The following is a 24,121-nucleotide window of genomic DNA, read 5'->3' as shown; positions in this document are numbered from 1 at the left end:
CCCGCTTCGAAATGCGCCGTGACCTTGCCTTTCGCGCGGTCGAGCTTCTTCACCGTGGTCTTTTGCAGGATTTTCATGCCCTGCTTTTCGAACTGCTTCTTGGCGAAGGCGGAAATGTCCTTGTCCTCGACAGGCAGCACACGGTCCATCACTTCAACCACGGTCGTATCCGCACCCAAGGTGTTGTAGAAGCTGGCAAATTCAATGCCAATCGCGCCGGATCCGATGACCAGAAGTTTCTTCGGCATCCGCGTCGGCACGAGCGCGTGGCGGTAGGTCCAGACCAAATCGCCATCGGCCTCCAGCCCCGGCAATTCGCGGGCACGCGCGCCGGTCGCGACGATGATGTTCTTGGCGGTAAGCGTCTCTTCGCCCTTCTCCGTTTTGACCACAACCTTGCCTTTGGCGGCGATCTTCGCCTCGCCCATGATCGCGGTCACTTTGTTCTTTTTGAACAGACCTTTGATCCCGCCGTTCATCTGCGCCGCGACCCCGCGCGAGCGTTTGACGATGGCATCAAGATCAAAGGACGCCCCCTCCACCGACAGACCGAATTCCTTGGCACGGTGCATCTGGTGATAGATCTCCGCCGAGCGCAGCAACGCCTTCGTCGGAATACAGCCCCAGTTCAGGCAAATTCCTCCGAGGTTCTCGCGCTCAACACAGGCCACTTTCAGCCCAAGTTGCGCCGCACGAATGGCGGCCACATACCCGCCCGGGCCAGCGCCGATCACGACGAGATCGAACTTCCGCACCATTCCACTCATGCGATGCCTCCCAAGCAAACATATTTCAATTCAAGGAAATCTTCGATGCCATGGCGTGAGCCTTCACGGCCCAGGCCAGACATTTTGACTCCGCCAAAGGGCGCTTCGGCGGTGGAGATCAACCCGGTGTTGACGCCAACCATGCCGTATTCCAACCTTTCCGAGACCCGAAAAATCCGTGCCATATCTTGGGCGTAAAAATAGGAGGCAAGGCCAAACTCGGTGTCATTGGCAGCTTGGATCGCCTCCGCTTCATCCGAAAAACGGAACAGCGGCGCGACTGGGCCAAAGGTTTCCTCGCGCGCGACCGCCATCTCAGACGTCACATCAGCCAGAACCGTCGGTTCATAGAAGGTGCCGCCTAGAGCATGCGGTTTGCCGCCCGCAAGCACCCGCCCGCCTTTTTCAACAACATCAATGACATGGCTTTGCACTTTCTCTAAAGCGTTCTCATCGATCAACGGGCCAAGGTCGACCCCGCTCTCCATACCGTTGCCGGTGCGCAGTTCAGAAACCGCTTTGGCGAGTTTGTCAGCAAAGGCGTCATAGACCCCGTCCTGTACATAGATGCGGTTGGCGCAGACACAGGTCTGGCCGTTGTTGCGAAATTTCGCAATGAGCGCGCCTTCGACGGCGGCGTCGAGATTGGCGTCATCAAACACGACAAACGGCGCGTTGCCGCCGAGTTCCAACCCTAGTTTCTTGATCGTCGGCGCTGATTGCGCATATAGCATCGCACCAATTTCGGTCGAGCCGGTGAAGGTCAGCTTGCGCACCACCGAGTTCTCAGTCAGCTCCGCGCCGATTTGCGCGGCTGATCCAGTGATCACACTGAAGAGGCCCTTGGGTAGCCCCGCACGCTCGGCAAGAACCGCCAGAGCTATAGCAGAATAGGGTGTTTGCGAGGCCGGTTTCAACACCATGCCACAGCCCGCGGCGAAGGCAGGGCCAGCCTTGCGCGTAATCATTGCATTGGGGAAATTCCACGGCGTGATTGCAGCGACAACACCGATGGGCTGCTTCATCACGAGGATGCGTTTGTCGGGCTGGTGACCGGGAATAGTCTCTCCATAAATTCGACGCGCCTCTTCCGCGAACCATTCGACAAAGCTTGCGCCATAGGTGATCTCACCTGCGGCTTCCGCCAGAGGCTTGCCCTGTTCCAGTGTCAGGATTTGCGCTAATGCATCTCGGTTCTCAATCATCAGATCAAACCATTTGCGCAGAACCGTCGCACGGTCTTTCGCGGTGCGCGCGGCCCAACCCTTTTGCGCCTGTTCGGCGGCTGCGACCGCCTTAGCGACCTCGTCTCGGTCAAGTTTCGGGACATAACCGATCAATGAACCATCAGCTGGGTTGCGCACGGCAATGCTAGCGGCGGGATCGGCTTCGACCCATTCTCCAGCAACAAGATTGGCATCGCGCAAAAGCCCGGTGGCGCGCAGGTCATCAAGCGTAAAACTCATTTTTCTTCCTCCTCATGTGTTAGAAACCGAAGCATCTCCGTCAACTGCGCTTCCAACATGTGATGCCCCGGATGGATCGTCAAACCGCGTGCCTCAGCCGCGCGCAAAAGCGGCGTGATCACAGGCTGCATGATGACCTCGGCGACCAATGTGCCGAGGTCGAGCGCATCTGGATCGAAGGGCAACCCATCCTCTGGCTTCAACCCCAAAGAGGTTCCGTTGATCGCGATATCATGCCCGGCAGGGTTCGTCGCCGCGGCAAACTCCACATCGGGGAAATGCGCCGCCAGCCGCGTAATAAGAGCCTCCGCCTTGTCAATGGAGCGGTTCGCGATGGTCAGCGCCTTGATGCCGCGTTCCGAAAGCGCAAAGGCGATCGCACTCGCCGCGCCCCCTGCCCCCGCGAGAAACACGCGCTTACCGCTAAGCGTTACATCCACCTGTTCCAAACCGCGCGTGAAACCCTCGCCGTCCAGAATATCGCCGTAAAGCGACCCGTCCGCTTTGCGCCGGATGACATTGACGCTTTGCGCCGCCGCCGCGCGCGCGCTGAGCGCATCGCAGAGTGCGGGCACAGCCGTTTTATGCGGCACAGTGACCACCGCGCCCGCAAAATTACGCGCGCCCGCGAGACCCTTGAGTATAAATTCAAGCGCAGCGGGCGGCACTTCGAGCGGGACCAAAACAGCATCCACGCTCTCCGCCGCGAACCTCGCGTTGAGCGCCTGCGGCGTGCGAACATGAGTGACAGGATCGGCGAGGATCGCCAGAGTTTTCGTGTGTCCGGTAATCATCATCTTTACACCAACAGAGACATCGGGTTCTCAATGCCCTCTTTAAAGGCGGCAAGCCATTGCGCGCCCACAGCCCCGTCCACTGTGCGGTGATCTACGGACAAAGTCACGCTCATCACAGGGGCAAGAACGATTTGATCGCCTTGACCAACAGGGCGTTTCTCTGCGGCACCCACGGCAAGGATACAGCTCTGCGGAGGGTTGATAATCGCGGCGAAGCTCTTGACTCCGTACATGCCAAGGTTCGACACAGAGAAGCCACCGCCCTGATACTCGTTGGGCTTCAGACGCCCTTCGCGGGCTTTGGCTGCAAGCGCTTTGATCTCCGACGACAGTGTACCGAGGCTCTTTTGATCGGCCTTGTGCAACACGGGTGTGATCAACCCGCCGTCAGTCGCAACAGCAACGGAAATATCGATGGATTTGAGTTGCAACACCGCCTCATCGGTCCAGATCGCATTAGCCGCAGGCACTTTCGCCAGCGCGTTGGCTACAGCTTTGACGATGAAATCATTAACAGAAATACGCTCCGTTTTCTCTCGGCTCTCGTTGATCTGTGCGCGCAGCGCCAAGAGCGCCTCGATATTGCAATCGGCATCAAGGTAGAAATGCGGCACAGTGGTTTTCGATTCAAGCAGACGCCGCGCGATTGTGCGGCGCATGCCGGTATGGGGTATAGCCTCAAACTCTCCGATGCCTGCGAGATTGTGCGCAGTGGCAGCAGCAACGGGGCTCGCGGCAACGGGCGCATCCACACCGGCTTCCGCAGCGCGGTCCACGTCAATGCGCACGATGCGGCCACGCGGGCCGGAGCCAGAGAGCCCTGACAGATCGACGCCTTTCTGTGTTGCAATTCTGCGGGCGAGCGGCGAGGCCGCGATCTTGTCCGAAGGCTTCAGCGCAAGTGCTACTTCTGCTTTTGGTGCTTCAACAGGTGCTTCGACTTTCTCAGCAAGCGCGGATCCACCCGGCGCGTAGCCGTCGAGAACGGAGGCGTCTTCACCGTCGAGCAACAAGACCGCAATCACCGCATTCACATCGGCGCGTTCTCCGGCGGGGGTGAGGATCTTGCCTATCACCCCGTCGGCATCAGCTTCGAACTCCATCGTCGCCTTCTCGGTTTCCACCTCAGCTAATGTCTCTCCGGCCTTAACAGCCTCGCCCTCGGCCTTGAGCCAATTGGCGATCACCGCATCTTCCATTCCGGCGGAGAGCGAGGGTAATATGATTTCTTTAGGCATGAATTCTCTCCTTATTCCGCCGCTAGGGGCAGGCCCTGATCGGCCATCACTTCGCGCAGCCCCGCTTCTATATCTTGCAGACGCGTGCAAGCCGCCGCTTCGAGCACTTTGGAAATGCTCGGCGATGCCTCAGAGCCATGCACCCGTTTGATCGGCTGATCGAGTGCGTCAAAACAACGGCGCTGGATTTCATCGGAGAGCCAGCCACCATAGGAGGTGCCAGAGGCACCCTGTTCGACAATCAACACATTTCCGGTCTTCTCGATAGAGGCCACAATAGCCTCCCAGTCGAGCCCCGCGCGATCGAGGCTACGCAGGTCGATAATCTCGGCATCAATGCCCAGACGCTCAACCACGTCACGGGTCTTTGTAACCATGGCGAGATAGGTCAGCACGGTGACACGCGTGCCCTCGCGCACCACTTTTGCTTTGCCAAGCGGGATCATGTAGTCGAGGTCATCGGCCGGACCGACTCCTTTCGAGGCGTAGAGATCGACATGCTCGATCACCAGAACCGGGTCTTGGCACTGAAGCGCCGCATTCATGAGCCCGACATAGTCATATGGCGTCGAGGGTGCGACGATGCGCCAACCCGGCGCGGTCGCAAAAATGCCCGCGGGGTCCATCGAGTGCTGCGAGCCATAGCCAGTGCCCATCGCAACTTTTGTACGCAAAACTAAAGGCATAGCATTATCGCCGCCAAACATGTGACGCGCTTTTCCGATCTGGTTGAAAACTTGATCAGCTGCCACCCACATGAAATCTGGGTACATGAATTCGATCACCGGACGCACGCGTCCGTCAGAGGCCATGCCTGCTGCCAGCCCCGTGAAAGCGTTCTCGGCAATCGGCGTGCCTAGGCAACGATCCGGAAACTTGTCCGATAGGCCTTTCGTGGCACCGTTAGTGCCGCCCTTCAGACGGTGTACATCTTCCCCCATAACGACGACGCGCTCGTCCGTCTCCATTCGGCGCTGCATCACATCTGCCACAACATCGATAAATTTGACATTGTCCTTGAGCGTGCCGGAAAAGGCTTCCTGCTCTTCAAAGCGAGCACCATCAAATTCCGATAAATCGCCACGCAGGCCAAAATCGCGGAAGCTTTCTTCGGGCCACAGCACCGGTTTAATGCGGCGTTTACCGTCTACCTCTTCGATCAGTTCGTCCGCGATCTCTTCCATCATCCTTTGTGCCTGTCCGCGCAGGTCTTCGATGCCCTGCGCGCCCATGATCTGGCGTTCCATCAGATCACGCGCCATGGCGTCAAGTGGATCGCGCTCCCGCCATTTCTGTTCTTCTTCCTTGCTACGATAGCCGAAAGCGGAGCCGGGAAGCGCGCCGTTTTGGTGGAAATAGCGGTAGACATCGGCCTCGATCACCACCGGCCCCTCGCCTGCCCGCATGATCTTGTTGGCTTCCTCGGAGGCCAAATAGACCGAGAGCGTGTCCATGCCGTCAACCTTAAGCGCGGGGATGCCAAATGCCAGACCGCGTGCCGAAAGACGAGGCTCGGCGGTGACTTCTTCGACATGAGTAGAGACGGCATAACGATTGTTTTCAATAAAAAAACAGATCGGCAGTTTCCAGGCTGCTGCGATATTCATGGTCTCGAGAACCGAGCCGATGTTGATCGCACCGTCGCCGAAGTAAGTGTAGACGACATCACCCTTGCCCGCCTGTTTATGCGCCCAAGCGGCCCCTGCCGCCATAGGCACTCCACCGCCAACGATGGCGTTGGTGCCAAGGTTGCCGCTTTCCGCCCAACGCAGATGCATCGAGCCGCCGCGTCCTTTGCAGAAACCCTCGGACAGACCGAGAATTTCCGACAATGTGCGTTTCGAAAGATGCCGTAGCGTCTCTCCAAAACTCTTTTCCGGGTCAATCCCTTCGGGGGTAGCATAGGCAAGCGCCTTGGCGAGGAACTGATGGTGGGCGCGGTGCGAACCGTTCACCTGATCCGTGCAACGCATCGCCATGGCGGAGCCCACCGCACCGCCTTCCTGTCCAATCGCGGAGTGCGCAGGGCCATGCACAAGCCCCTGCCCCGCAAGATCGAGCACCTTTTCCTCAAAAGCGCGAATGAGGTGTAATTGGCTCAGCATGGTACGCCCCACAATGGGGTCAAGCTCCGTGCGATCCTCCTTAGAGGCTTTGATGTTACGCCAAAATGCCTTCGGCGTCAGATCGTTATAGATCGGCATGATAAGTGTCCTTTACAAATAGCTGTAGGAGGACCAACCACCATCGGCGACCAGCGTTTGGCCGGTCACATAGGAGGAGGTGTCCGAAGCGAGAAACAGAGAGGCGGCGGCGATTTCCTCGGGCGTGCCGAGACGTCCGGCGGGCACCCGCGCATTGAGGGCGCCCAGGTCGAGACGGCCTTGGATTGCGAGCGTTTCGGTCAGAGCGGTGCGCACGTAGCCGGGCGCTATGGCGTTGACGCGGATATTGCGGTCGGCCCACTCAATGGCCAGAACCTTGGTGAGCGCCACGACACCCGCCTTTGCGGCGCAATAGGCGGCACGCTCAGGAGCGGCGACGACACCATACATGGAGGCGGTGTTAACGATGCCGCCGCCGCCCTGTTCGGCCATGACGCGACCGGCAGCCTGAGCCACGAAAAACGCACCGCTGAGATTGACGTCAATGGCCCGGCGCCAAGTCGCCTCATCGAGTTCGAGCGAGGGCGCATTGCCGGAAATCCCCGCGTTGTTCATCACCACGTCGAGCCGTCCACCAAAGTCGACTGCAGCTTCACAAGCAGCAGAAGCTGCCGCTGGATCGGTAACAGAGCCAGCAAGCGCAGTGACCCGGCCGGGGTGATCTGCGTTCAGCGTGTCTGTCGCCGCCCGCACGCTGTCTTCGTCAAGATCGAAGAGCACAACTTTGGCGCCCGCGCCCACAAAAGCACGCACCATGGCGAGACCTAGGCCCGAAGCTGCGCCAGTCACAAGCGCGGTGCGTCCGCTGAAATCGAACGTGGTAGTCATAATAATCCTCCTCCGGTCCCGGACAGAACCTCCTCGGTCGCCGGGTTAAAAAAACAAATGTACTTTTGATCCTCGTGGCTTGTCAGCTCATATACAGCCCGCCATTGACGTGCAGTGTTTCGCCGTTCACAAAGCTTGCCGCCTCGCTGCAGAGAAACGCGATGACGGTAGCAATCTCAGATGCTTTGCCGGTCCGCCCCATAGGCGTTTGGCGCAGCGTGTCGTCTCCCCGTATCGCGATCAACTCGCGCGTCATCGGCGTGTCAATAACTCCGGGTGCAACCACATTGACCCGCGTTTTGGGCGCCAACTCATTCGCCAGCGCACGCGTCATGGCGCTGATCGCGCCTTTCGAAGCTCCGTAATGCGCGTTGATCTTGGCACCGCGATGGGCCGCGAGTGAGCTCAGATTGACGATGGACGATCCGGCTTTCAAATGCTCGACCGCGCGGCGGGTGAGGTAAAAGACACCATCGAGATTGATGGATAGGGTGCGGCGCCATTGAGCGTCTGTCATCTCTGAGAAAGGCTCGGCCATGTAGATGCCCGCAGAAGGCACCAGACAGTCGATACCGCCCAGCTTGGCCGCCACTGCGATGAGCCGGTCGGCGTCGTCAGGGTTCGCAGCATCCACGGCCAGAGTTTCAACCTTGCCGCCTCTCGGAGAGGTGAGCGTAGCGGCAAATTTCGCCAATGCGTCGTCGTCGAGATCGGCCAGCACGAGATTGGCGCCTGCAGCGTGGAACAGCTCAGCTACGGCGCGACCGATACCGCCATTCGCACCCGTGAGGACCAGGGTGCGGTTAGTGAAATCAAACATCATGCCGACACCTCTGCAAGATCGGCGCGATACTCGGTAATGTCAGCATATTCGACGATCTCGACGATATGTCCCTCCGGGTCGCGCAGGAAGGCAAGGAAAGTGCCGGGGCGGACTTCGACAGGCTCATCGCCTGTCATCAGAATGCCCCCCGCCGCGACCACTTTGGCTACCACGCCCCGCAGATCGTCAACGATGAAGGTCAGATACATGGCCTCGTGGCGGTCCAGAATATGCTCGCTCAGTGCTGGGCGCGCGGCGGGGGCAATCTCGGGCGCCAAGAGCTTGATCCGCTCGCCCCAAGAGGTTTGCAGGCGTACAACACGGTAAGCGCCTCGGCTGAGTGCGGCCACATCCGCCTTCTCGGCGGGTACGGTCACATCGGCGACAATCGTGAGGCCAAAGGCCTGTTGATAGAACGCCAGCATCTTGGGCAGATCGCGAACGGTCAGCCCCATTTCCATCGGTGCGGTCATTTTCATTGTCCTGGTCATGACGTGTTCTCCTTTACACCGCGAGCCATTCGTCGGTGATCTCCGGCTTGGCGTTCAATTCCTCTGGCGTGCCTTCGAAAACGATCTGGCCGTGGCCCATGACACAAACCCGGTGCGACACCTGCATAGCGATGGTGAGTTTCTGCTCCACCAAGACCACAGAGACACCATGCTTGTTGATGTCAGCGATTACCTCGCCGACGACAGTCACGATCTTGGGCGCGAGACCTTCGGTCGGCTCGTCGATCAGCATCACCAGAGGATTACCCAAGAGCGAGCGACACATGGTGAGCATTTGCTGCTCGCCGCCTGAGAGGCTACCGGCGCGGGTGTTGCGACGCTCTTTCAGGCGCGGAAAGTAGGTGAACATCTGTTCGACGTCCCATCTCGGCGCACCCTCCGGCCCGCTTTGGCGGCCCATTTCAAGGTTCTCGTCAACAGTGAGGTTGAGGAAAATCTCGCGTTCTTCCGGTACATAACCGATGCCCCGGCGACAGATCTCAAAACTGCGTTGGCCGGCCAGGTCGACGCCATCGAGACGCACATGGCCGTCGCTCGGCGGGACCAGCCCCATGATCGATTTCATCGTGGTTGAGCGCCCGGAGCCGTTGCGGCCCAGAAGGCTGACCACCTCGCCACGGGCCACATCGAAGGTGACGCCATGCAGTATGTGACTTTTGCCGTAATGGGCGTGCAGTCCCTCGACGGACAAGATTATGGACTCGCTCATGCCGCCTCCTCACCCAGATAGGCTTCTTTCACGCGGACGTTGCCGCGAATTTCCTCAGGCGTGCCGGTGGCGATGATCTCGCCATAGACTAGCACACTGATGCGATGTGCCAGTGAGAAAACAACGCTCATATCATGCTCGACGATCAAAAGCGTGCGGCCCTCAGTGATCTCTCGGATCAGACCGGCTGTGTAATCAGTTTCCTCATGCGACATACCCGCCATCGGTTCGTCGAGCAAAATAACCTGCGGATCGGAGGCCAGTGTCATGCCAATCTCCAGCGAGCGTTGCTCGGAATAAGAGAGCTGGCTGGCCAGCGTCTGGGCACGATCCGTGAGCCGGATTTTGATCAGAAGATCTTCGACCTCCTCGTTGACCTGCTGCAGCCGCGCGGCGGAGCGCCAGAACACGAATTGCAGGTTATGCTTGCGCATCACCGCCAAACGCAGATTTTCGAAGACCGTCACACCGGGAAAGATGTTGGTGATCTGGAACGAGCGCGCCAGACCGCGACGGTTGACCTCCGCCGGTTTCAGCCCAGAGATGTTGTCTCCATTCAAAAGTATCTTGCCCTCAGATGGCGCGAACTGGCCGGAGCAGAGGTGGAACAGCGTCGATTTGCCCGCCCCGTTTGGCCCGATCACCGCATGGCGTTCGCCGGGGATCACATCGAGATTGGCATCCCGAATGATATGGGCCTCCCCAAAGGACTTGTGAACATGTTGCAAAGACAGAATAGGATCGCTCATGCCTGTGCCTCCTTGCGAGCCGCGACGCGGCGGTTGACCATGGTGACCAGCGCGATGCCGATACCGAAGAGACCGAGGCCAAAGGCCCAAGGGCTCATGGAAAGCGGCGACCAGTCATAAGTGAAAAGCGAGATGTCCGGCCAGTTGCCGTCCGTGACACCGGCGCGGTATTCAGGCGATAGGAACCGTTGCAAGAACTCGATCAGGAAAACGGCACCAAAAGCTGTAATCGCAAGGCTTGCAAGACGCATCAGCAGCGTGCTCAGCGTGTGGGCAATGCCGTCTCCACTAGGGTTGCGTATACGTTCGACCAGCTCTCCCACGAGCCCGCGCGGTAAGAACATCATGACGAGTACGAAGATGATTCCTTGATACAAAAGCCAGACCCGTGTCAGATCGGAGGAAACATGGCCGAAGAAGGTCATCACTGCGCCCCCGATTGCCGGACCAAGGAAGACGCGTACACCGCCGATGAAGCTGTTGAGAACAACCGCCGTCGAGATGTGAGATTCGAGCACAACATAGTTGGCAGCTTCAATATTCATCGACTGAAGCGCACCGGCGATGCCCGCAAACATGGCGGAGACGGCGAAAATCAGCGTGCCCAAAGCATGAGTGTTGTAACCCAGAAAGCGCAACCGATGCGCGTTTTCCCGCAGACCAAGTGCCAGACGCCCGAGTGGGGTTTTACTAAAGAGATAGAGAAGTCCGATACAAAGAACCGTCCACACGAGCGTGAGGAAGTAGACGTCATTAAGAGTGCCAAAGCCAATGCCCCAAGCCGGCATACGGAAGGAGGACACACCCGCCTCTCCGCCAAAGACAGTTTTGAGGTGCGGTGCCAAGGCGTGCATCAGCTCGGCTAGTGCCAATGTGATCATGGCGAAATACACGCCCGTTCGCTTGGTAGAGAAATACCCTGCCAAAAGCCCGCTGATAAGACCAGTTGCCCCACCGACTAGCGGCAAAAGCGGCGTCGGCAAAAGCCCCTCGCCCCCAAAGGCATTCATCGCATGAACAGCAGCGAACGCACCGACACCAAAGTAAGCGGCATGGCCAAAGCTCAGCATCCCTGCCTGCCCGCACAACAGCCCAAAGGCCATAGCAAAGAGCGCGGAAATCAGCATCTGCACGGCAGCGTTGAGCATGGAGCCGGAGACGAGCCACGGCAGAGCGATCAGCACTGCGACCGTAATCAAAAGTAGTAAAGGTCCGAATTTCATAAGCTTATTCCTTCTCGCCCATCAGCCCTGAAGGGCGCAGCACCAGTACCAAAAGCATGATGAAGAACGGCAGGGTTGCAGCGAGGCTGGACATGCGCATTGTCAGAAGTCCCCCGACCTCCTCAGCAAAGCCACCCATGCCAACCCATGTCATCAAATCTGCGAGGCGGAAATCGCTACCGACCGCCAAAGAGTTAGTGATACCGATCAACAAGGACGCCGCCATAGCACCGCCCATGGAGCCAAGTCCGCCAACTACGACAACCACGAACACCATGACGCCAAGTTCCAAGGCCATGTTCGGGTTGGTTGTGTAGAAAGCTCCCGCGACAGCACCTGCGAGCCCCGCCAGAGCCGCTCCGATACCGAAGACCCCCATAAAGACCATAGGTACGTTATGGCCCAACGCCTCGACCATTTGCGGACGGTAAATGGCGGAACGCACGACAATTCCCACACGGGTTTTCGTCAACAAAAGATAGATCGCAATGAACATCCCGATGGCGATTCCACCCATAAAAAGGCGATAGAACGGGTAGTCGATGCCTGACAAAGAAAAGGCTGCAAAGTTCAACTCGGCCGGTAGTCGGTAATCCACCGCGAATTTGCCGTAGACCATCTTGATCATTTCGGCAATCACCACTGACAGACCAAAGGTAACAAGCAATTCATGCGCATGGCCGTGTTCGTGGACATGGCGCAGGATAAAGCGCTCGACCAGAATACCTACGCCCATCACAAGGATCGGAGCCAGAATGATCGCCAACCAGAACCCGGTCAAAGGCTGAAGCGTGTAGGCGAAATAAGCCCCCAGCATGTAAAAGGACGCATGGGCGAAGTTCAAAACCCCCATCATCCCGAAGATAAGCGTCAAACCGGCGGAAACCATAAAGAGCAAGAGCCCGTAGATGGTGCCGTTGAGCAAAGCGAAGAGTATCTGGTCCACACTGACCTCCATTGGCATAGGTATAGCGGCGCCTTGACCGAGGCCCGAGGGCCCCGATCACAACGTGCTTTTCGTGTGTAAGTGGAGTATCCGAGGTTAGCTCGGACGTTTCATTTTGCAGCTATCCTGCACCGGTTGTTCCGCATCGACAGCAGAAATCACTTTAATCGGGACAAATCCGAATTCGGTGTCGTCGGCCTTGTATTTCGCCTCGGTGCTGACTTTCTGAACGATCATCGGCTGAATGATCTGGTGGTCGTCGGCACGCATCGAGATCGGACCCATCGGCGTTTCAGCGGTGGCATTTTCAAGTGCAACAGCAAGTTCGGCGGCTTTCAACCCGTCTTCAGTCGGCTCAACGATCTTGAGCGCTTCACCCAGAAGCATCAGACCGAAAACCGTAGTCGGTTCGACATAGCTCGGATAGTGACCGGTTACGGTTTTGTAATCCTCCATGAAGGCAGAGGTCTCTTCCGGGTTAACTTCCGCGTTGAAAGGCGCAGAGAGGAAATGACCCTCAGCCACAGCACCGGCATTGCCGATGTTACCCGGCTGATCGAGGAAGGCCGTACCAAAGCGCACATCAAGACCTGCCCCGCTGGAAGCTTTCATCAAAAGCAGCAGGTCATTGGACCAGTTGCCGGTGATCACCGTGTCTGCGCCTGCGGCCTGCACACGTTGCACGTAGGGCGAAAAGTCCTGAATCTTATTCACGTCATGCAGGGTCTGCTCCACGACGGTGAAGCCTAGACGCTCGGCGGCGCCCACGGTGTTGTCCTGCACATCGACACCCCAGGAATAGTTCTGGTTCATCGCGTAGACATTGTCGCCCAAAACACCCGCCTCTTTCATGCCGTCGAGCAAAGTATTGACACGGATCGCGGCGTTCGGGCTGGTGCGAAAATGATAGTAGTGACATTTGGCGCCAGTCAGCTCCATAGCCTCGCCGCCCAAGTTGATGTAAAGCACTTCGTTGCCGGCGTTGCGCAAATTGTATTTACGCACATCTTCGGTCACCTGACCGGCCACGGCGGACGACGAGCCCTGAAGAATCACGTCTGCGCCTTCGGAAATCGCGGCACGTACACGATCGGCGGCGCCCACTGGACCACCTTGATTGTCGAATTCGAGCAGTTCGATCGGCTCACCGCCGAACCCGCCAGATTCGTTGATTTTGCCGATCTGATATTTCACTGCATCGCGGTAAAGCAGCCCCGTCGAAGCCTGCGGACCAGACAAAGTTTCAACAAGCGCGATTTTCAACGGCTCTGCACCAGCAGACGCCGCACTGAATACGAGCATCATAGCAGCAGTACTGCGTGCGAAATTTCTAAATGTCATACTGTCCTCCCAGACAATTTATCAAGAAGAGACCCTCCATCTCTTCTGGTAGCAAAGTGATTACACAGACGGACATACCAGTCAACAACCTATCAGACCAATTTTTTTGAATTAACGTATTTTTACAAAAATCAACTTCATATTTTATCTATATACTTGATTTTATTTATAAAAATTTTTTATTTACCTATCAGTCCAATCAGGTATAATCGTTTTACAAAGGAAAACAGAATGCCCAAAACCCGCCAAGCCCCGACAGATACTCCGCATACAGACACGCCCGCGCGCAATGGCCACCTTCCGGATGAAGTTGCACAAGACCTCATCAATAGAATCAATTCCGGAGCACTTCCGGTCGGCGGCCGGCTTCCATCTGAACGCGATTTATGCGCCCAGTATTCTGTAAGCAGGGCCGTCATTCGCGAGGCACTTTCCCAATTAAAATCCGATGGTTTGGTCACAGCACGCGCAGGTAGCGGTGTGTATGTCAGACAACCAAATTCAACCAATGCCTTCCGTTTTAAAAAGTTTTCCGTTTCGGATTTGACACGCTTGGAAGAGGCAATGGAACTCCTCATCACCATTGAGGTTGCCGCCACTCGGATCGCGGCACGTCGGCGCACAACAGAGGACCTAAAAAAAATCAAACGTACTCTGATTGGCATGGAATATGCTATTGCTAGCGACCGTCTTGGCGATGAGGAAGATTACCAGTTCCATCAATCCATCGTCGCAGCAACGCACAACCAACATTTTATATCCCTCTGCCAGCATCTAGAGGCCAGTGCGCGGAACATTATTCGGCAAGCACGGAGCAATACAAAGACCAACCACTCAGAACTTCTAGATGCGGTGCAAGATGAACACAAAGAAATCTATAAAGCTATCGAGCAAGGCGATGAAGAACGCGCCGCAGTCGCCGCAGCTCGGCATCTACAAAACGCTTCCCAACGCATTCGCACGTATCTGGCATGACAACCCGAGAGCCCCTCACATAATACCGTCGAAACCATTCATCTCTGAGAACAGAAAAATGATCCCGCAAAGCGGAAAAAACTTGTCTCTAAACTAAGTACAAGCACAGCCCCCCGACCCTAACCGCTATTGCCGCCTTTAAGCCGCCTGCTTGACGGAAAACTGTCGCTGAAAAAGCCGGGAATTTATCAGATACAGAATCGCTAGCACTGCCCAAGCCCGCAATCCCGCATAATATATTTCTTATGTATAAAAGATGGTCACTAAATTTCGGGCACGTTGCACCTTACGGCTCCGGCTGCAGATCAGCATAAACAGACGCCGCGCTCCGATCTAGCTCCACCTCACAGCTCCCATCAAAGAATGTTTCCACGCCATCCGCCTCAGCACGCAACCACTGCTGGCCATCACGCTTCACGAACGACAAGCGAAGAGTGGCAACGCCCTGCTTGCGAGCAGCCTTCCGCGCGCTGGAAATCAATTCTCCCCGCGTCAACGCACCTGCTTGCTCTGCACCGGCTCTCCCATCAGGCGCAGCACTCTGGCAATTCCTGCTTCCATTCGTGCCATCTGCTGTTTTTGGTTTGCCATTTCCAAGGTGAGCGCCTGCACCCTTTCCCGCGTCTCGGTATCCGCTTCGAGTGCGGCCACGGCCCGCTCCATCTGCTCGCGGATCAGGCTGATTTCCGTCACGAATTGATCCACTCGCTCGGAGAGGGCCGGCGCTTCTTCCTGAGCCATGATTTTTTGCAGCGGTTCGATCAGCGCTGTGAGTTTGCGGAGTTCGACCAGAAGATCCGGCCAGTCTTGGGGATGTAAAGTTTCGGTCATTCAATGCCTCCAATCTTTTTGTAATAGTCTTCCAGTCTGCAGATGACGCGCGGGCCAAGCCCTGCACCAAAAGCATCCGGGTCTGGCGATGTCGCAAGTTGTTGGCGAGATCCAACAGATATGACCTCAGCCGTCCGAAGACGGTTGCGGGCTGTTGAGCGCATCGAAAAAGTCGAGCATCCGCCGCATGGCCTTGCGCTCCTTTTCCAACTCCGCGACCCGATCTTCCAGGTCCTGGATGCGACCCGCCTGTTCTGCCGTCAATTTCTCTAGTTGCCTGGCCAGTTGCTGTTCTAACGGAGTTAAAGTTTGTGCCATATTGCATTCCTTTCATGGATATCGTGTCAAAGGGCCATTGCGGCCTAGGTCCGCTCAGGATCTCCAGAGGGTCAAACTCATGTTGAACAGCGTGACCATACTTGGCTGAATTGGAGATTGCTCTCCTCGCTATAGCTTCGCCCAGTTCTGTTGGGCTTGCGGCCAGCTCAGCGCGGCGGGAGACACCGTATTCATCCATCTTTCTAGTCGTGAGCAGATTGCCGTCTGTAAATGCATCGGAAAAATAGAAGCCGCCAAGGCGGACCATCTCACTCGTTTCGCGATTATAGAACGTGACGGTGTCCTTACTTTTCTAGTCGGGATAAGATGGCTGTCACTTTCGCTGATGATGTTATTCACCAGCTGCCCCCTGTTCTCCAGCTCACCCCACTCCACCAAACATTCCGCCATCCCGCGCACACTTCTTCCGGGATCATCAGGCACGCGGCCACCAGATCGTGTCGCTTCGCGCTGTTGTTTTATGACCAGGTTCGAAGCTTTCGTCATTTGCCGACGGGACTCATCGAGAGGGTCGGCCTAGCCAAAATGCATATTTAAAACATCGCGACAGGCATCCCAGATTCTCCGATGACGCTCCCCCGGCGGATGAGGATTATAGGCCCGCACTCTGCCCGCAGCATTTGTGACCACACGCGGCATGAGTATATTCACCTCTAAGCGTCCCGTGTGCGTGTGCGTCCCGATCAGCGGCCGCAAACGCGCCCATGTTGGAATGCCTGCATAGGCAACTTCGAAAAACAATCCGAGCGCTTTGCATACGTCACGTCTCACCTCTGGGTCGAAGCCATTGAAAGCAACAACGGATACATCTTCCGGAGCAAAAGACAGCGTCGAGACAGAATACCTGTGCTTGTGCCGTAATGCCTGCCCTCAACGTCAAAACCATAAGCTCCGGGGTGCCCATCAACAGCTCCGTGGCGGGATTGTGCTCGATGGCGACACGACGCCCCTCGATGTTGTTCCTGACATGTCGACCTGCCTGTGTCCTTGGCTCATACTTTCCAATTGCATGGTGAGGTTTCAGGAGGTTGATCAAAGTGGTCTTCTTCTTTGTAAAATGTCATACGAACAAATCTTCTCGCTCGTATGAGCAACAGGAGCTTCCATCAGTCACGACACGATCCTAAACGGACCAAAGCACTATCCGACGATGCCCTGCGCGATCTGCTCAGCTTGGACCAGAGCATCACGATCCACACCATGCGAAAACCCCTGCGCTTCCAAGACCTCCATCACCAGACGTGTGTCGATATTCCCTCTGGACCCTGGCGCATAGGGGCATCCGCCCAATCCGGCAACGGAGGCATCGAAGGTCCGAAGCCCCCGCTCAAGTGCGGTAGCCACAAGCTCACGCGCATTTCCGTGGGTGTCGTGAAAATGTCCAGCAAGCTTGTCTGTAGGGCACTCGTCCAACAGAACATCAAGCATCGCGTCAAGCGTCTCGACCGTTCCAGCACCAATGGTGTCCCCCAAGGACACTTCATAACATCCGATCTCTAGCAGCTTCGCGGTCCAACGTGTGACAGTCTGCGGTGCGACCCCCCCATCATAGGGGCAGGCGATAACGGCAGAGAGATAGCCACGCACGGGTATCCCGACCTCGCGGGCGCGTTCCATGATCGGAGTGAAGCGCTCAAAGCTCTCCTCGATGGAGCAGTTTAGATTGGCGCGGCTGAACCCCTCGGAGGCAGACGCAAAGATCGCCACCTCGTCACAGCGTGCCGCAATAGCGCCCTCCATACCCCTCAAGTTGGGCGTAAGCGCCGAATAGCACACCGCGGGTATGCGCGTGATCTGAGCCATGACCTCGGCTGCATCGGCCATTTGCGGAACCCATCGGGGACTGACAAAGCTCGTTGCTTCGATCTTGGTCAGCCCCGTGCGGCTTAACGCCTCGATCAAGGCCACTTTCGTTTCCGTCGGCACCTGAAGTCCAAGGCTTTGCAAGCCGTCACGCGGCCCGACTTCGAAAATAGTGACCCGTTCCGTCATCGCCTATTTCCCAACCTGACTTAGAGCTTCAGGCAGCCATGTGACAACACCTGGGAAGATCGCAAAGAAGATCAGAACAACAACCTGAATGAAGAAAAACGGAATAACCCCGCGATAGACCTGCCCGATGCCGATCCCCTCCGGCAGCACCCCTTTGAGATAGAAGAGCGTGTAGCCGAATGGTGGCGTGATATAGGCCATCTGCGCAGTGATCATGAACAGTACGCCGAACCACAAGGGATCGAACTCAAGCGCTATGATGATCGGCAAAAAGACAGGCACGCAGAGCAGGATAATCCCGATCTCGTCCAGAAACAGACCCAGAAAGATCAGCACCAGAACCATCACACCCAACACAACCCAACGTGATGCCTCGACCCCCTCGACAAACCCGAGAATAGAATCTGCGCCGCCCGTCGCGACAAACACGGAGATAAACGCCCTTGCACCTATGGTAATCCAAAGGATCATCGCGGTGACGCGCAGGGTTTCTGTCGCCGCGCCAGACAACATTTCAAACGACAGACGGCGCGTCACGAGTGCGGAAATAGCGGCCCCCAAGACGCCGACCGCGGCGGCCTCCGTCGGGGTGGCGATCCCTGTGTAGATGGAGCCAAGCACCCCGAACACCACGAAGGCAGGTAGAATAAGGGCTTTCAGTTTGCCGAGTTTCTCACCAAGCGGGAGATCCTCGATATCGTCAGGGATCGGGGCCAAGGACGGATTGAGCCATGTGCGGATGAGAATATAAGCGATGTAGCTGCCCGCTAGAATGAGGCCCGGAACAATGCCAGCAGCGAACATTTGTCCAATCGAGATTTGTGCCGTGATTGCGTAGACGATGGTCACAACTGAGGGCGGGATCAGGATTCCCAAAGTGCCCCCTGCGCAGATCGCCCCCAAGGCAAGCGGCGGGTGATAACCACGCGACAACATCGACGGCAAAGCAAGGATACCCATGGCCGCCACCGCCGCACCAACAACGCCCGTCATCGCAGCAAGGATCGTGCAAATGATGATCGTACCAACGGCCAAACCGCCGTTAAGGCGAGCCGACCACGCCTCCATCGCATCATAGAGCGCGTCGATAATGGCGGATTTCTGGAGAATGGAGGCCATCAGAACATAGAGCGGGATCGCCATGAGCGATTCCGATGTCATGGTCTCGAAAGTATTGAGCACTGTCACGATCAGCGCAGCAGGCCCCCACAGCAGGATGGTCGAGATAAAGGCAATCGCGCCCAGCACAAAGGCAAGCCCTGCCCCACTGAGCATGAAGGCAATAAGAGATGTGAACATGAATAGGAGAACGAAGGAACTTTCCATTAGACGTTCTCCGGCTCGGCAATGGCGGTAATTGCGTCAGCAAATGCCTGTAGAATCAACAATATCGCACTGAGCGGCAAAAAGGCTTTGGCAGGCCAGACAATCGGGTTCCACGCGGAATAGCTTGTTTCCCCATAACTAAAGGATTGCATCACCAAAGGCACGCTGAACCACAGCAGGATCGCGCCGAATACGGCGGCCAGAAACAGGCCCGCAAGTTTCAGCAGAACCGCAAGCCGGCCCGTCGCATGGGCCGAAGCCACATCAACCGCGACATGCCCACCGAGGTGCAGCAGATACGGCCCGCCCAAAAGAAAGAACGGCCCGAAAATCAGCGTCGCCAGTTCAGGCGCCCATGATGTCGGCGCGGAGAACACATAGCGCGATAACACCTCCCAGAGCATCAAAAGGACAATGGCATAGATCAGCCACTTGGCGAGCGCGAACAGGCCGCGGTTCAGCGCTGTGATACGACGGGCGAGTGAAATCATTTAAATCTCCGCGAAAGTAGCACACACCCCGCCACCCCATATCAGGATATGGGGTGGCGGGACGCTGCATTTGGGATTAAAGGAGACGCAATTCCTGCATCAACGCAACTTGGGATTCCATCATGCGCGTGGAAAGCTCATCAGTTGCGGCCTTTTTCCAGGATTCAACCGCTTTGGCGCGCGCCTGAGCGATATCTTCGGGATCAAGGTCAATGATCTCGACACCAGCATCTTGGAACTTTTTGAGATACTCGCCGTTCGCGACCAGAATATCCTGACGCAGCGACCCGGAAATCTCACGAGCAGCAACCGCAAGCGCGGCTTTCTGCTGATCGTCCAAAGTCTCGAATGCACGCGTATTGGCAACATAGGACGTCGCCGTGGTCGGCTGATGCACCCCCGGCAGGATCAAATATTTGGCAACCTCGTGCAGCCCTTCCTCGTAATTGGCCTTGATATCGCCACGGTCGGCAACATCAATCAGCCCCTTGTCCAGCGCCGAGTAGACCTCGGATGTCGGTAGCGGCGAGACCGAAACACCGAAATCGGCCATAACGGCGGAAGCCAAACCAACGAAACGCCCTTTCAGACCATCAAAATCTGCAATGGTGCGCACAGGCACGCGCGAATGGATGGGCTCCTCGCCATAAACCGTCGGGGCCACATAAGTCAGGCCAGCGGGTGCATAGCTTTCCCGCACCATATCCAGACCGCCACGCTCATAGAACCACGCCTCATATTGATCCGCTTCGGGGAACCCGAACGGAACCGTCGAGGAAAATCCGTGGGCTGGGATTTTGCCCGCCGTGTATCCGTCGTAGGTCTTCATCATCTCAAAAGCCCCACCGCGCACCGCATCAAACGCCTGCGCAGAAGGAACGATCTGTCCACCTGCAAACGGGGTAATCTCCAGCGAGCCGCCCGTCAGTTCGGCCACGCGGGCGCAGAATTTCTCTTCATACATCATAGGCGTCGTGCCGCCGCCCCAAAGCGCCTGCATCCGCCACTTGGTTACCCCCTGCGCGCGCGCAGCAGTGCCCGAAGCTAGAACCGCTGGCGCGGCAAGAGCAGCTGCGCCAAGGCGCAACACGTTACGTCGAGTAGAATTTGTCATTAGTTTTCCTCCCTTAAGATTGAATATCAGATGCCCTCCAGCACCTGTTTGGCGCGAGCGACCGTCACGTCCCCTGCCTTGACGATAGCCTTGGACACCCGGTCGATATCGCCTCCCTGAGCACCCGCGGTAATGGCGATGTTGCGCGCGTGCAAGGTCATATGACCCCGTTGAATTCCCTCGGTTGCCAACGCACGCAGCGCGGCCATATTTTGGGCAAGACCGACAGCGACGGTCACTTCCGCCAACTCCTGCGCCCCCGTTACGCCCATCAGTTTCAAAGCTGCCTGTGCAGCAGGATGCGTGCGGGTTGCGCCGCCCACGATGCCCATTGCCATCGGCAGTTCCAGAGTGCCCACCAATGCGCGGTCCCGTGCGATCTCCCAGCGGCTCAACGAGGTATATCGCCCGCTTTGCGCAGCATAGGCATGGGCGCCCGCTTCAATCGCGCGCCAGTCGTTTCCTGTCGCCACGACAACGGGATCAATACCATTCATGATACCTTTGTTGTGGGTCGCGGCGCGGTAGGGGTCAATGATCGCCAACTCGCAAGCCTCGACAATACCGCGCGCAACGTCAGCGCCAGCCAGAGTTTTCGTCTTCAGAGCATCCGTCGGAACACGCACACTTGCCGTGACCACACGTTTGTCGGCCAGATTGGACAGAATGCGCAAACGCACGGTGCCGCCGGTAATTTCTTCAACCCGTGGCGCAAGCATTTCAGCCATGGTGTTGACGGTATTGGCCCCCATGGCATCGCGCACATCGACCAAGAGATGCATGACCGCCATCGGCCCGATAGCCGAATCCGGGAAGACATGCACTTCGATATCCTTGCAGCCTCCACCAAGCCCCGTCAAAACGGTATCCTTGGAATTGGCCATTTCGATTAGTTCTTCGCGATGCGCCAGCAATGCCGCACGCGCCCCGAACGGATCACCCGTGCCGATCACCTGTACCTGCGCCCGCATAATCGGCGCGGTGGAGCTTACATGGAAGCCCCCTCCCGCACGCGCGATTTTGGCCATATAGGAGGCGGCGGCGACCACGGATGGCTCCTCGACCGCCATCGGCACGAGATAGTCCTTGCCGTTCACGACAAAGTTCGTGGCCACCCCGAGAGGAAGTTCAAAGGTCCCGATGACATTCTCGATCATCCCGTTTGCGATGGTCAACGGTAGGCTGCTGTCGCCCGACAAAGCGGCGGCATTCGTCGCATCTATCCCGGACGCGGCCGCAATCACATCGCGACGTTCGGCAGGTTCCATATCCCGCATTCCCTCGATCCGAGAATTTACAGCAGATGGATTCGGTTTCGCGCTGGTTGTCATGGGGTCTCCTCCTGATCTTCTGCGCGACGATTGTCGATTCTAGCGAATTTGTCTTGGTACAGTTGTGGTAAATTTTTCCGCACTGTACCATATCAAACATGGAGGCAGTTCGTATGGTTCAAACGAAAACAAATCGCATTTACAACATCCTGCGCGACCAGATTAAGAGCGGTGAACTCGGTGAGGGAACCAAGCTCATGTCCCTTCGACGTGCCGTCGAACAATTTGGCGCGTCGAAGAATACGATGGTTGCGGTCTATGATCTCCTCGTCGCAAACGGTCTTGTGCATTCCCGCCATGGTGCCGGTTTTTTCGTAGCGCACGCCGTTGCAACCACCGCCGAACCCGCCAACCTACGCGAGGCTCGAGACAGTGTGTCGCTACTGCGCGCACAGCTGGACCGCCCCTATACCGTCCTCGTTGGAGACGGGCGCCCACCGGAAAGCTGGCTGTTGAACTCAGCGCCTTCCGTGTCTCTTGCCACAGGCGAAGGTGGCTATGGCACACCGCACGGATTGGCCACCCTACGCGAATACGTTGCCGCGTCTCACTTTGACGTGGGGATCAGTGTGTCACCAAACCAGATTGTTACAACCTTTGGCGCCAATCACGCTCTCGACCTTGTTATCCGCCGCTTCTGCCGTCCTGGAGAGACGGTGCTGGTAGATGATCCGGGATATTATCCGCTTTTCGCCAAATTGAAGCTCGCGGGTGTCAATGTCATAGGCATCCCGCGCGGCCCCCACGGACCAGACTGCGACGCACTCGACAGTGCCGCCAAGCAGCATTCTGCGCATCTTTTCTTCACGCAATCACTTGCACAAAACCCCACGGGATTTTCTATTGATCTGCCAATTGCACATTCCGTCCTGAAGGTCGCCGAACGCCACAACATGCTCATTGTTGACGACGATCCCTTCATTGACGTCCCGGGCATTTCCGGAACTCGGCTCGCCTCGCTGGATTTTTTTCATCGCGTGATCCAGATTGGGACGTTCTCCAAAGTTCTGACGCCGACGTTCCGTTCAGGCTACATAATCGCCGAACCTGGCATCGCCCAGAGCCTAGCAGAACTCAAAATGGTCCTAACGGTCAATAGCTCAAGCCATACGGAACGCTTAATCGCCAACATCATGCGTTCAGGCCGCTATAAAAAACAGTGTCAACGCCTTTCCAAACGTCTGGCCATGGAACGGAACGCCAGTATCGAACACCTGAAGCGCATCGGGTTTAACCTCGACCCTGAACCGATCGAAGGCCTATACGGCTGGCTCCCCCTCCCAACGGGGGCCTCTGACATAGAGGTAGCCAAGGCGGCCTCGGAACAAGGCATATTCCTCGCCCCAGGCTCTCTATTCAGAGTGGAGGAATACGCAGGCGCACCCGCGATGCGTGTAAACTGGAGCCGAGTGAATGACAGCAGGTTCTATACCTTCCTGCGTTCATTATTTTGAATGCGCTGTCACTGAACGTACATCCGGACTGCCCTTCTGAGAAACTATAACCACGCGAATGAAACCGAGTAACGACGAGCCGTCGAAAACCGCCCCTGCCCCGCATTCACTCTCGCCATTGCCCTTAACGAAACACAAGTTCAGGCAAAAAGGTTTCCCACTCATCTCGCCGAATATATTTTCGAAACTCTTCGTCATTATCGGATTTACGCCAACGCACCGACGCATCCGGAGACGAACTTCGCACCTTCAGGCGGCGACCAACGCTTTGCCATACATCTAGATCTCTGTTTCCCTTCCTTCGGCTGACAATCCTCTCCCTCCGTCAACGAGAACACCAAATGGAAAATCCGGATTTTCTGTTGGCTGACCGGATCACACAAAACCGATGAGAAACCTTTCTTCACCAACCTAAAAATTTTCTCATAAAGTTTTTCCTAAACACATAAAAACAATAACTTATCCACAATTTCCCGCTCGTTTTTGAAACTTTCCAGGCGGCCTTTCAAGCGCGATCATTTATGATGAAAGCAAGAAACCTGCACCCCAAAACATGGAAATTTCAAAAATGAAGAAAACAATTCTGGAGGCTAAAAACGGGCCCTTCGATTTAGGTTCTAGCGCACGCGAGACATTTAACGCTCGGTAAACATTTCAACCCTGTCAGAAACGCTGCTGCGATGAATTTTATCGGCATGCAAAAC

22 protein-coding genes are annotated in these 24,121 nt (G+C 56.6%); 2 read left to right on the top strand and 20 right to left on the bottom strand.

Annotated features, from left to right (window positions below; all coding sequences use genetic code 11):
* The 13 genes from BM152_RS17475 to BM152_RS17415 all read right to left on the bottom strand — a co-directional run.
* Window positions 1–758 (bottom strand): FAD-dependent oxidoreductase (locus BM152_RS17475; RefSeq protein WP_139222535.1); only part of this gene is annotated, 758 nt, incomplete at its 3' end.
* A 5-nt stretch (window positions 759–763) separates the two neighbouring features.
* Window positions 764–2,233, bottom strand: coding sequence for an NAD-dependent succinate-semialdehyde dehydrogenase (locus BM152_RS17470; RefSeq protein ID WP_066607458.1), 1,470 nt, complete (start codon window positions 2,231–2,233; stop codon window positions 764–766).
* Window positions 2,230–3,030 (bottom strand): shikimate dehydrogenase family protein, encoded by an 801-nt coding sequence (locus BM152_RS17465; RefSeq protein WP_066607461.1) that lies wholly within the window; start codon window positions 3,028–3,030, stop codon window positions 2,230–2,232. Before BM152_RS17465 ends, BM152_RS17470 begins: the two co-directional genes overlap by 4 nt.
* A 2-nt stretch (window positions 3,031–3,032) precedes the next feature.
* Window positions 3,033–4,268 carry a pyruvate dehydrogenase complex dihydrolipoamide acetyltransferase gene (locus BM152_RS17460; protein ID WP_066607463.1) on the bottom strand — a complete coding sequence of 412 codons (1,236 nt, stop codon included), beginning with the start codon at window positions 4,266–4,268 and terminating at the stop codon, window positions 3,033–3,035.
* Window positions 4,269–4,279: 11 nt separating this feature from the next.
* Window positions 4,280–6,472, bottom strand: coding sequence for an alpha-ketoacid dehydrogenase subunit alpha/beta (locus tag BM152_RS17455; protein WP_066607465.1), 2,193 nt, complete (start codon window positions 6,470–6,472; stop codon window positions 4,280–4,282).
* 12 nt (window positions 6,473–6,484) lie between these two features.
* Window positions 6,485–7,261 (bottom strand): SDR family NAD(P)-dependent oxidoreductase, encoded by a 777-nt coding sequence (locus tag BM152_RS17450; protein WP_066607467.1) that lies wholly within the window; start codon window positions 7,259–7,261, stop codon window positions 6,485–6,487.
* A gap of 82 nt (window positions 7,262–7,343) precedes the next feature.
* Window positions 7,344–8,084 (bottom strand): SDR family NAD(P)-dependent oxidoreductase, encoded by a 741-nt coding sequence (locus BM152_RS17445; protein WP_082715443.1) that lies wholly within the window; start codon window positions 8,082–8,084, stop codon window positions 7,344–7,346.
* The gene (locus BM152_RS17440) at window positions 8,081–8,575 is read right to left on the bottom strand and encodes a VOC family protein (protein WP_074914588.1); all 495 of its coding nucleotides are present in this window, start codon (window positions 8,573–8,575) and stop codon (window positions 8,081–8,083) included. Before BM152_RS17440 ends, BM152_RS17445 begins: the two co-directional genes overlap by 4 nt.
* Window positions 8,576–8,588: 13 nt before the next feature.
* Window positions 8,589–9,305, bottom strand: coding sequence for an ABC transporter ATP-binding protein (locus BM152_RS17435; RefSeq protein WP_066607472.1), 717 nt, complete (start codon window positions 9,303–9,305; stop codon window positions 8,589–8,591).
* On the bottom strand, window positions 9,302–10,054 hold the full coding sequence (locus BM152_RS17430; protein WP_066607474.1) for an ABC transporter ATP-binding protein: 753 nt from the start codon (window positions 10,052–10,054) through the stop codon (window positions 9,302–9,304). Before BM152_RS17430 ends, BM152_RS17435 begins: the two co-directional genes overlap by 4 nt.
* On the bottom strand, window positions 10,051–11,277 hold the full coding sequence (locus BM152_RS17425) for a branched-chain amino acid ABC transporter permease (protein ID WP_066607476.1): 1,227 nt from the start codon (window positions 11,275–11,277) through the stop codon (window positions 10,051–10,053). The genes BM152_RS17430 and BM152_RS17425 overlap by 4 nt, the downstream gene beginning before the upstream one ends.
* Window positions 11,278–11,281: 4 nt before the next feature.
* Window positions 11,282–12,223, bottom strand: a complete 942-nt coding sequence (locus BM152_RS17420; RefSeq protein WP_066607489.1) for a branched-chain amino acid ABC transporter permease — start codon at window positions 12,221–12,223, stop codon at window positions 11,282–11,284.
* 96 nt (window positions 12,224–12,319) lie between these two features.
* Window positions 12,320–13,564 (bottom strand): branched-chain amino acid ABC transporter substrate-binding protein, encoded by a 1,245-nt coding sequence (locus BM152_RS17415; RefSeq protein WP_066607478.1) that lies wholly within the window; start codon window positions 13,562–13,564, stop codon window positions 12,320–12,322.
* A 231-nt stretch (window positions 13,565–13,795) separates the two neighbouring features.
* Between BM152_RS17415 and BM152_RS17410 the strand changes: the two genes are divergently transcribed.
* Window positions 13,796–14,539 (top strand): FadR/GntR family transcriptional regulator, encoded by a 744-nt coding sequence (locus BM152_RS17410; protein WP_066607480.1) that lies wholly within the window; start codon window positions 13,796–13,798, stop codon window positions 14,537–14,539.
* A gap of 492 nt (window positions 14,540–15,031) precedes the next feature.
* Here the strand turns inward: BM152_RS17410 and BM152_RS17400 are convergent, their stop codons facing one another.
* The 7 genes from BM152_RS17400 to BM152_RS17365 form a co-directional block, all read right to left on the bottom strand.
* The gene (locus tag BM152_RS17400) at window positions 15,032–15,370 is read right to left on the bottom strand and encodes a hypothetical protein (RefSeq protein WP_074914579.1); all 339 of its coding nucleotides are present in this window, start codon (window positions 15,368–15,370) and stop codon (window positions 15,032–15,034) included.
* Window positions 15,371–15,496: 126 nt separating this feature from the next.
* The gene (locus BM152_RS17395; protein WP_066598827.1) at window positions 15,497–15,688 is read right to left on the bottom strand and encodes a hypothetical protein; all 192 of its coding nucleotides are present in this window, start codon (window positions 15,686–15,688) and stop codon (window positions 15,497–15,499) included.
* Between the two features lie 1,161 nt (window positions 15,689–16,849).
* Window positions 16,850–17,701, bottom strand: a complete 852-nt coding sequence (locus BM152_RS17385) for a hydroxymethylglutaryl-CoA lyase (RefSeq protein WP_066598825.1) — start codon at window positions 17,699–17,701, stop codon at window positions 16,850–16,852.
* Window positions 17,702–17,704: 3 nt separating this feature from the next.
* A complete protein-coding gene (locus BM152_RS17380; RefSeq protein ID WP_066598823.1) occupies window positions 17,705–19,027 on the bottom strand; it encodes a TRAP transporter large permease in 1,323 nt (440 codons plus the stop codon).
* Complete coding sequence (locus BM152_RS17375) at window positions 19,027–19,518, bottom strand: TRAP transporter small permease subunit (protein WP_066598820.1); 492 nt, start codon at window positions 19,516–19,518, stop codon at window positions 19,027–19,029. The genes BM152_RS17380 and BM152_RS17375 overlap by 1 nt, the downstream gene beginning before the upstream one ends.
* Window positions 19,519–19,594: 76 nt before the next feature.
* Entirely contained in the window at window positions 19,595–20,632 is a 1,038-nt protein-coding gene (gene dctP / locus BM152_RS17370) for a TRAP transporter substrate-binding protein DctP (protein ID WP_066598818.1), read from the bottom strand.
* Between the two features lie 26 nt (window positions 20,633–20,658).
* On the bottom strand, window positions 20,659–21,963 hold the full coding sequence (locus BM152_RS17365; protein ID WP_066598817.1) for a hydroxymethylglutaryl-CoA reductase, degradative: 1,305 nt from the start codon (window positions 21,961–21,963) through the stop codon (window positions 20,659–20,661).
* A gap of 113 nt (window positions 21,964–22,076) precedes the next feature.
* On the opposite strand from BM152_RS17365, the gene BM152_RS17360 reads away from it, so the two are divergent.
* Window positions 22,077–23,417: an aminotransferase-like domain-containing protein gene (locus BM152_RS17360; protein ID WP_158527969.1), complete on the top strand. Its 1,341-nt coding sequence runs from the start codon at window positions 22,077–22,079 to the stop codon at window positions 23,415–23,417.
* The last annotated feature ends 704 nt before the right edge of the window (window positions 23,418–24,121 follow it).

The sequence above is a fragment of the Celeribacter halophilus genome, from assembly GCF_900114135.1.
Classification (GTDB): Bacteria; Pseudomonadota; Alphaproteobacteria; order Rhodobacterales; family Rhodobacteraceae; genus Celeribacter; species Celeribacter halophilus.
The sequence above is the reverse complement of the archived record's forward strand: the minus strand, read 5'-3'. Positions and strand labels throughout refer to the sequence as shown.

Coding starts and splice junctions, on each gene's coding strand:
- BM152_RS17415 (WP_066607478.1), bottom strand. CDS start 13,564: ATGACATTTAGAAATTTCGCACGCAGTACTGCTGCTATGATGCTCGTA.
- BM152_RS17375 (WP_066598820.1), bottom strand. CDS start 19,518: ATGATTTCACTCGCCCGTCGTATCACAGCGCTGAACCGCGGCCTGTTC.
- BM152_RS17440 (WP_074914588.1), bottom strand. CDS start 8,575: ATGACCAGGACAATGAAAATGACCGCACCGATGGAAATGGGGCTGACC.
- dctP (WP_066598818.1), bottom strand. CDS start 20,632: ATGACAAATTCTACTCGACGTAACGTGTTGCGCCTTGGCGCAGCTGCT.
- BM152_RS17445 (WP_082715443.1), bottom strand. CDS start 8,084: ATGATGTTTGATTTCACTAACCGCACCCTGGTCCTCACGGGTGCGAAT.
- BM152_RS17455 (WP_066607465.1), bottom strand. CDS start 6,472: ATGCCGATCTATAACGATCTGACGCCGAAGGCATTTTGGCGTAACATC.
- BM152_RS17460 (WP_066607463.1), bottom strand. CDS start 4,268: ATGCCTAAAGAAATCATATTACCCTCGCTCTCCGCCGGAATGGAAGAT.
- BM152_RS17400 (WP_074914579.1), bottom strand. CDS start 15,370: ATGACCGAAACTTTACATCCCCAAGACTGGCCGGATCTTCTGGTCGAA.
- BM152_RS17425 (WP_066607476.1), bottom strand. CDS start 11,277: ATGAAATTCGGACCTTTACTACTTTTGATTACGGTCGCAGTGCTGATC.
- BM152_RS17395 (WP_066598827.1), bottom strand. CDS start 15,688: ATGGCACAAACTTTAACTCCGTTAGAACAGCAACTGGCCAGGCAACTA.
- BM152_RS17360 (WP_158527969.1), top strand. CDS start 22,077: ATGGTTCAAACGAAAACAAATCGCATTTACAACATCCTGCGCGACCAG.
- BM152_RS17435 (WP_066607472.1), bottom strand. CDS start 9,305: ATGAGCGAGTCCATAATCTTGTCCGTCGAGGGACTGCACGCCCATTAC.
- BM152_RS17465 (WP_066607461.1), bottom strand. CDS start 3,030: ATGATGATTACCGGACACACGAAAACTCTGGCGATCCTCGCCGATCCT.
- BM152_RS17450 (WP_066607467.1), bottom strand. CDS start 7,261: ATGACTACCACGTTCGATTTCAGCGGACGCACCGCGCTTGTGACTGGC.
- BM152_RS17410 (WP_066607480.1), top strand. CDS start 13,796: ATGCCCAAAACCCGCCAAGCCCCGACAGATACTCCGCATACAGACACG.
- BM152_RS17470 (WP_066607458.1), bottom strand. CDS start 2,233: ATGAGTTTTACGCTTGATGACCTGCGCGCCACCGGGCTTTTGCGCGAT.
- BM152_RS17385 (WP_066598825.1), bottom strand. CDS start 17,701: ATGACGGAACGGGTCACTATTTTCGAAGTCGGGCCGCGTGACGGCTTG.
- BM152_RS17430 (WP_066607474.1), bottom strand. CDS start 10,054: ATGAGCGATCCTATTCTGTCTTTGCAACATGTTCACAAGTCCTTTGGG.
- BM152_RS17380 (WP_066598823.1), bottom strand. CDS start 19,027: ATGGAAAGTTCCTTCGTTCTCCTATTCATGTTCACATCTCTTATTGCC.
- BM152_RS17365 (WP_066598817.1), bottom strand. CDS start 21,963: ATGACAACCAGCGCGAAACCGAATCCATCTGCTGTAAATTCTCGGATC.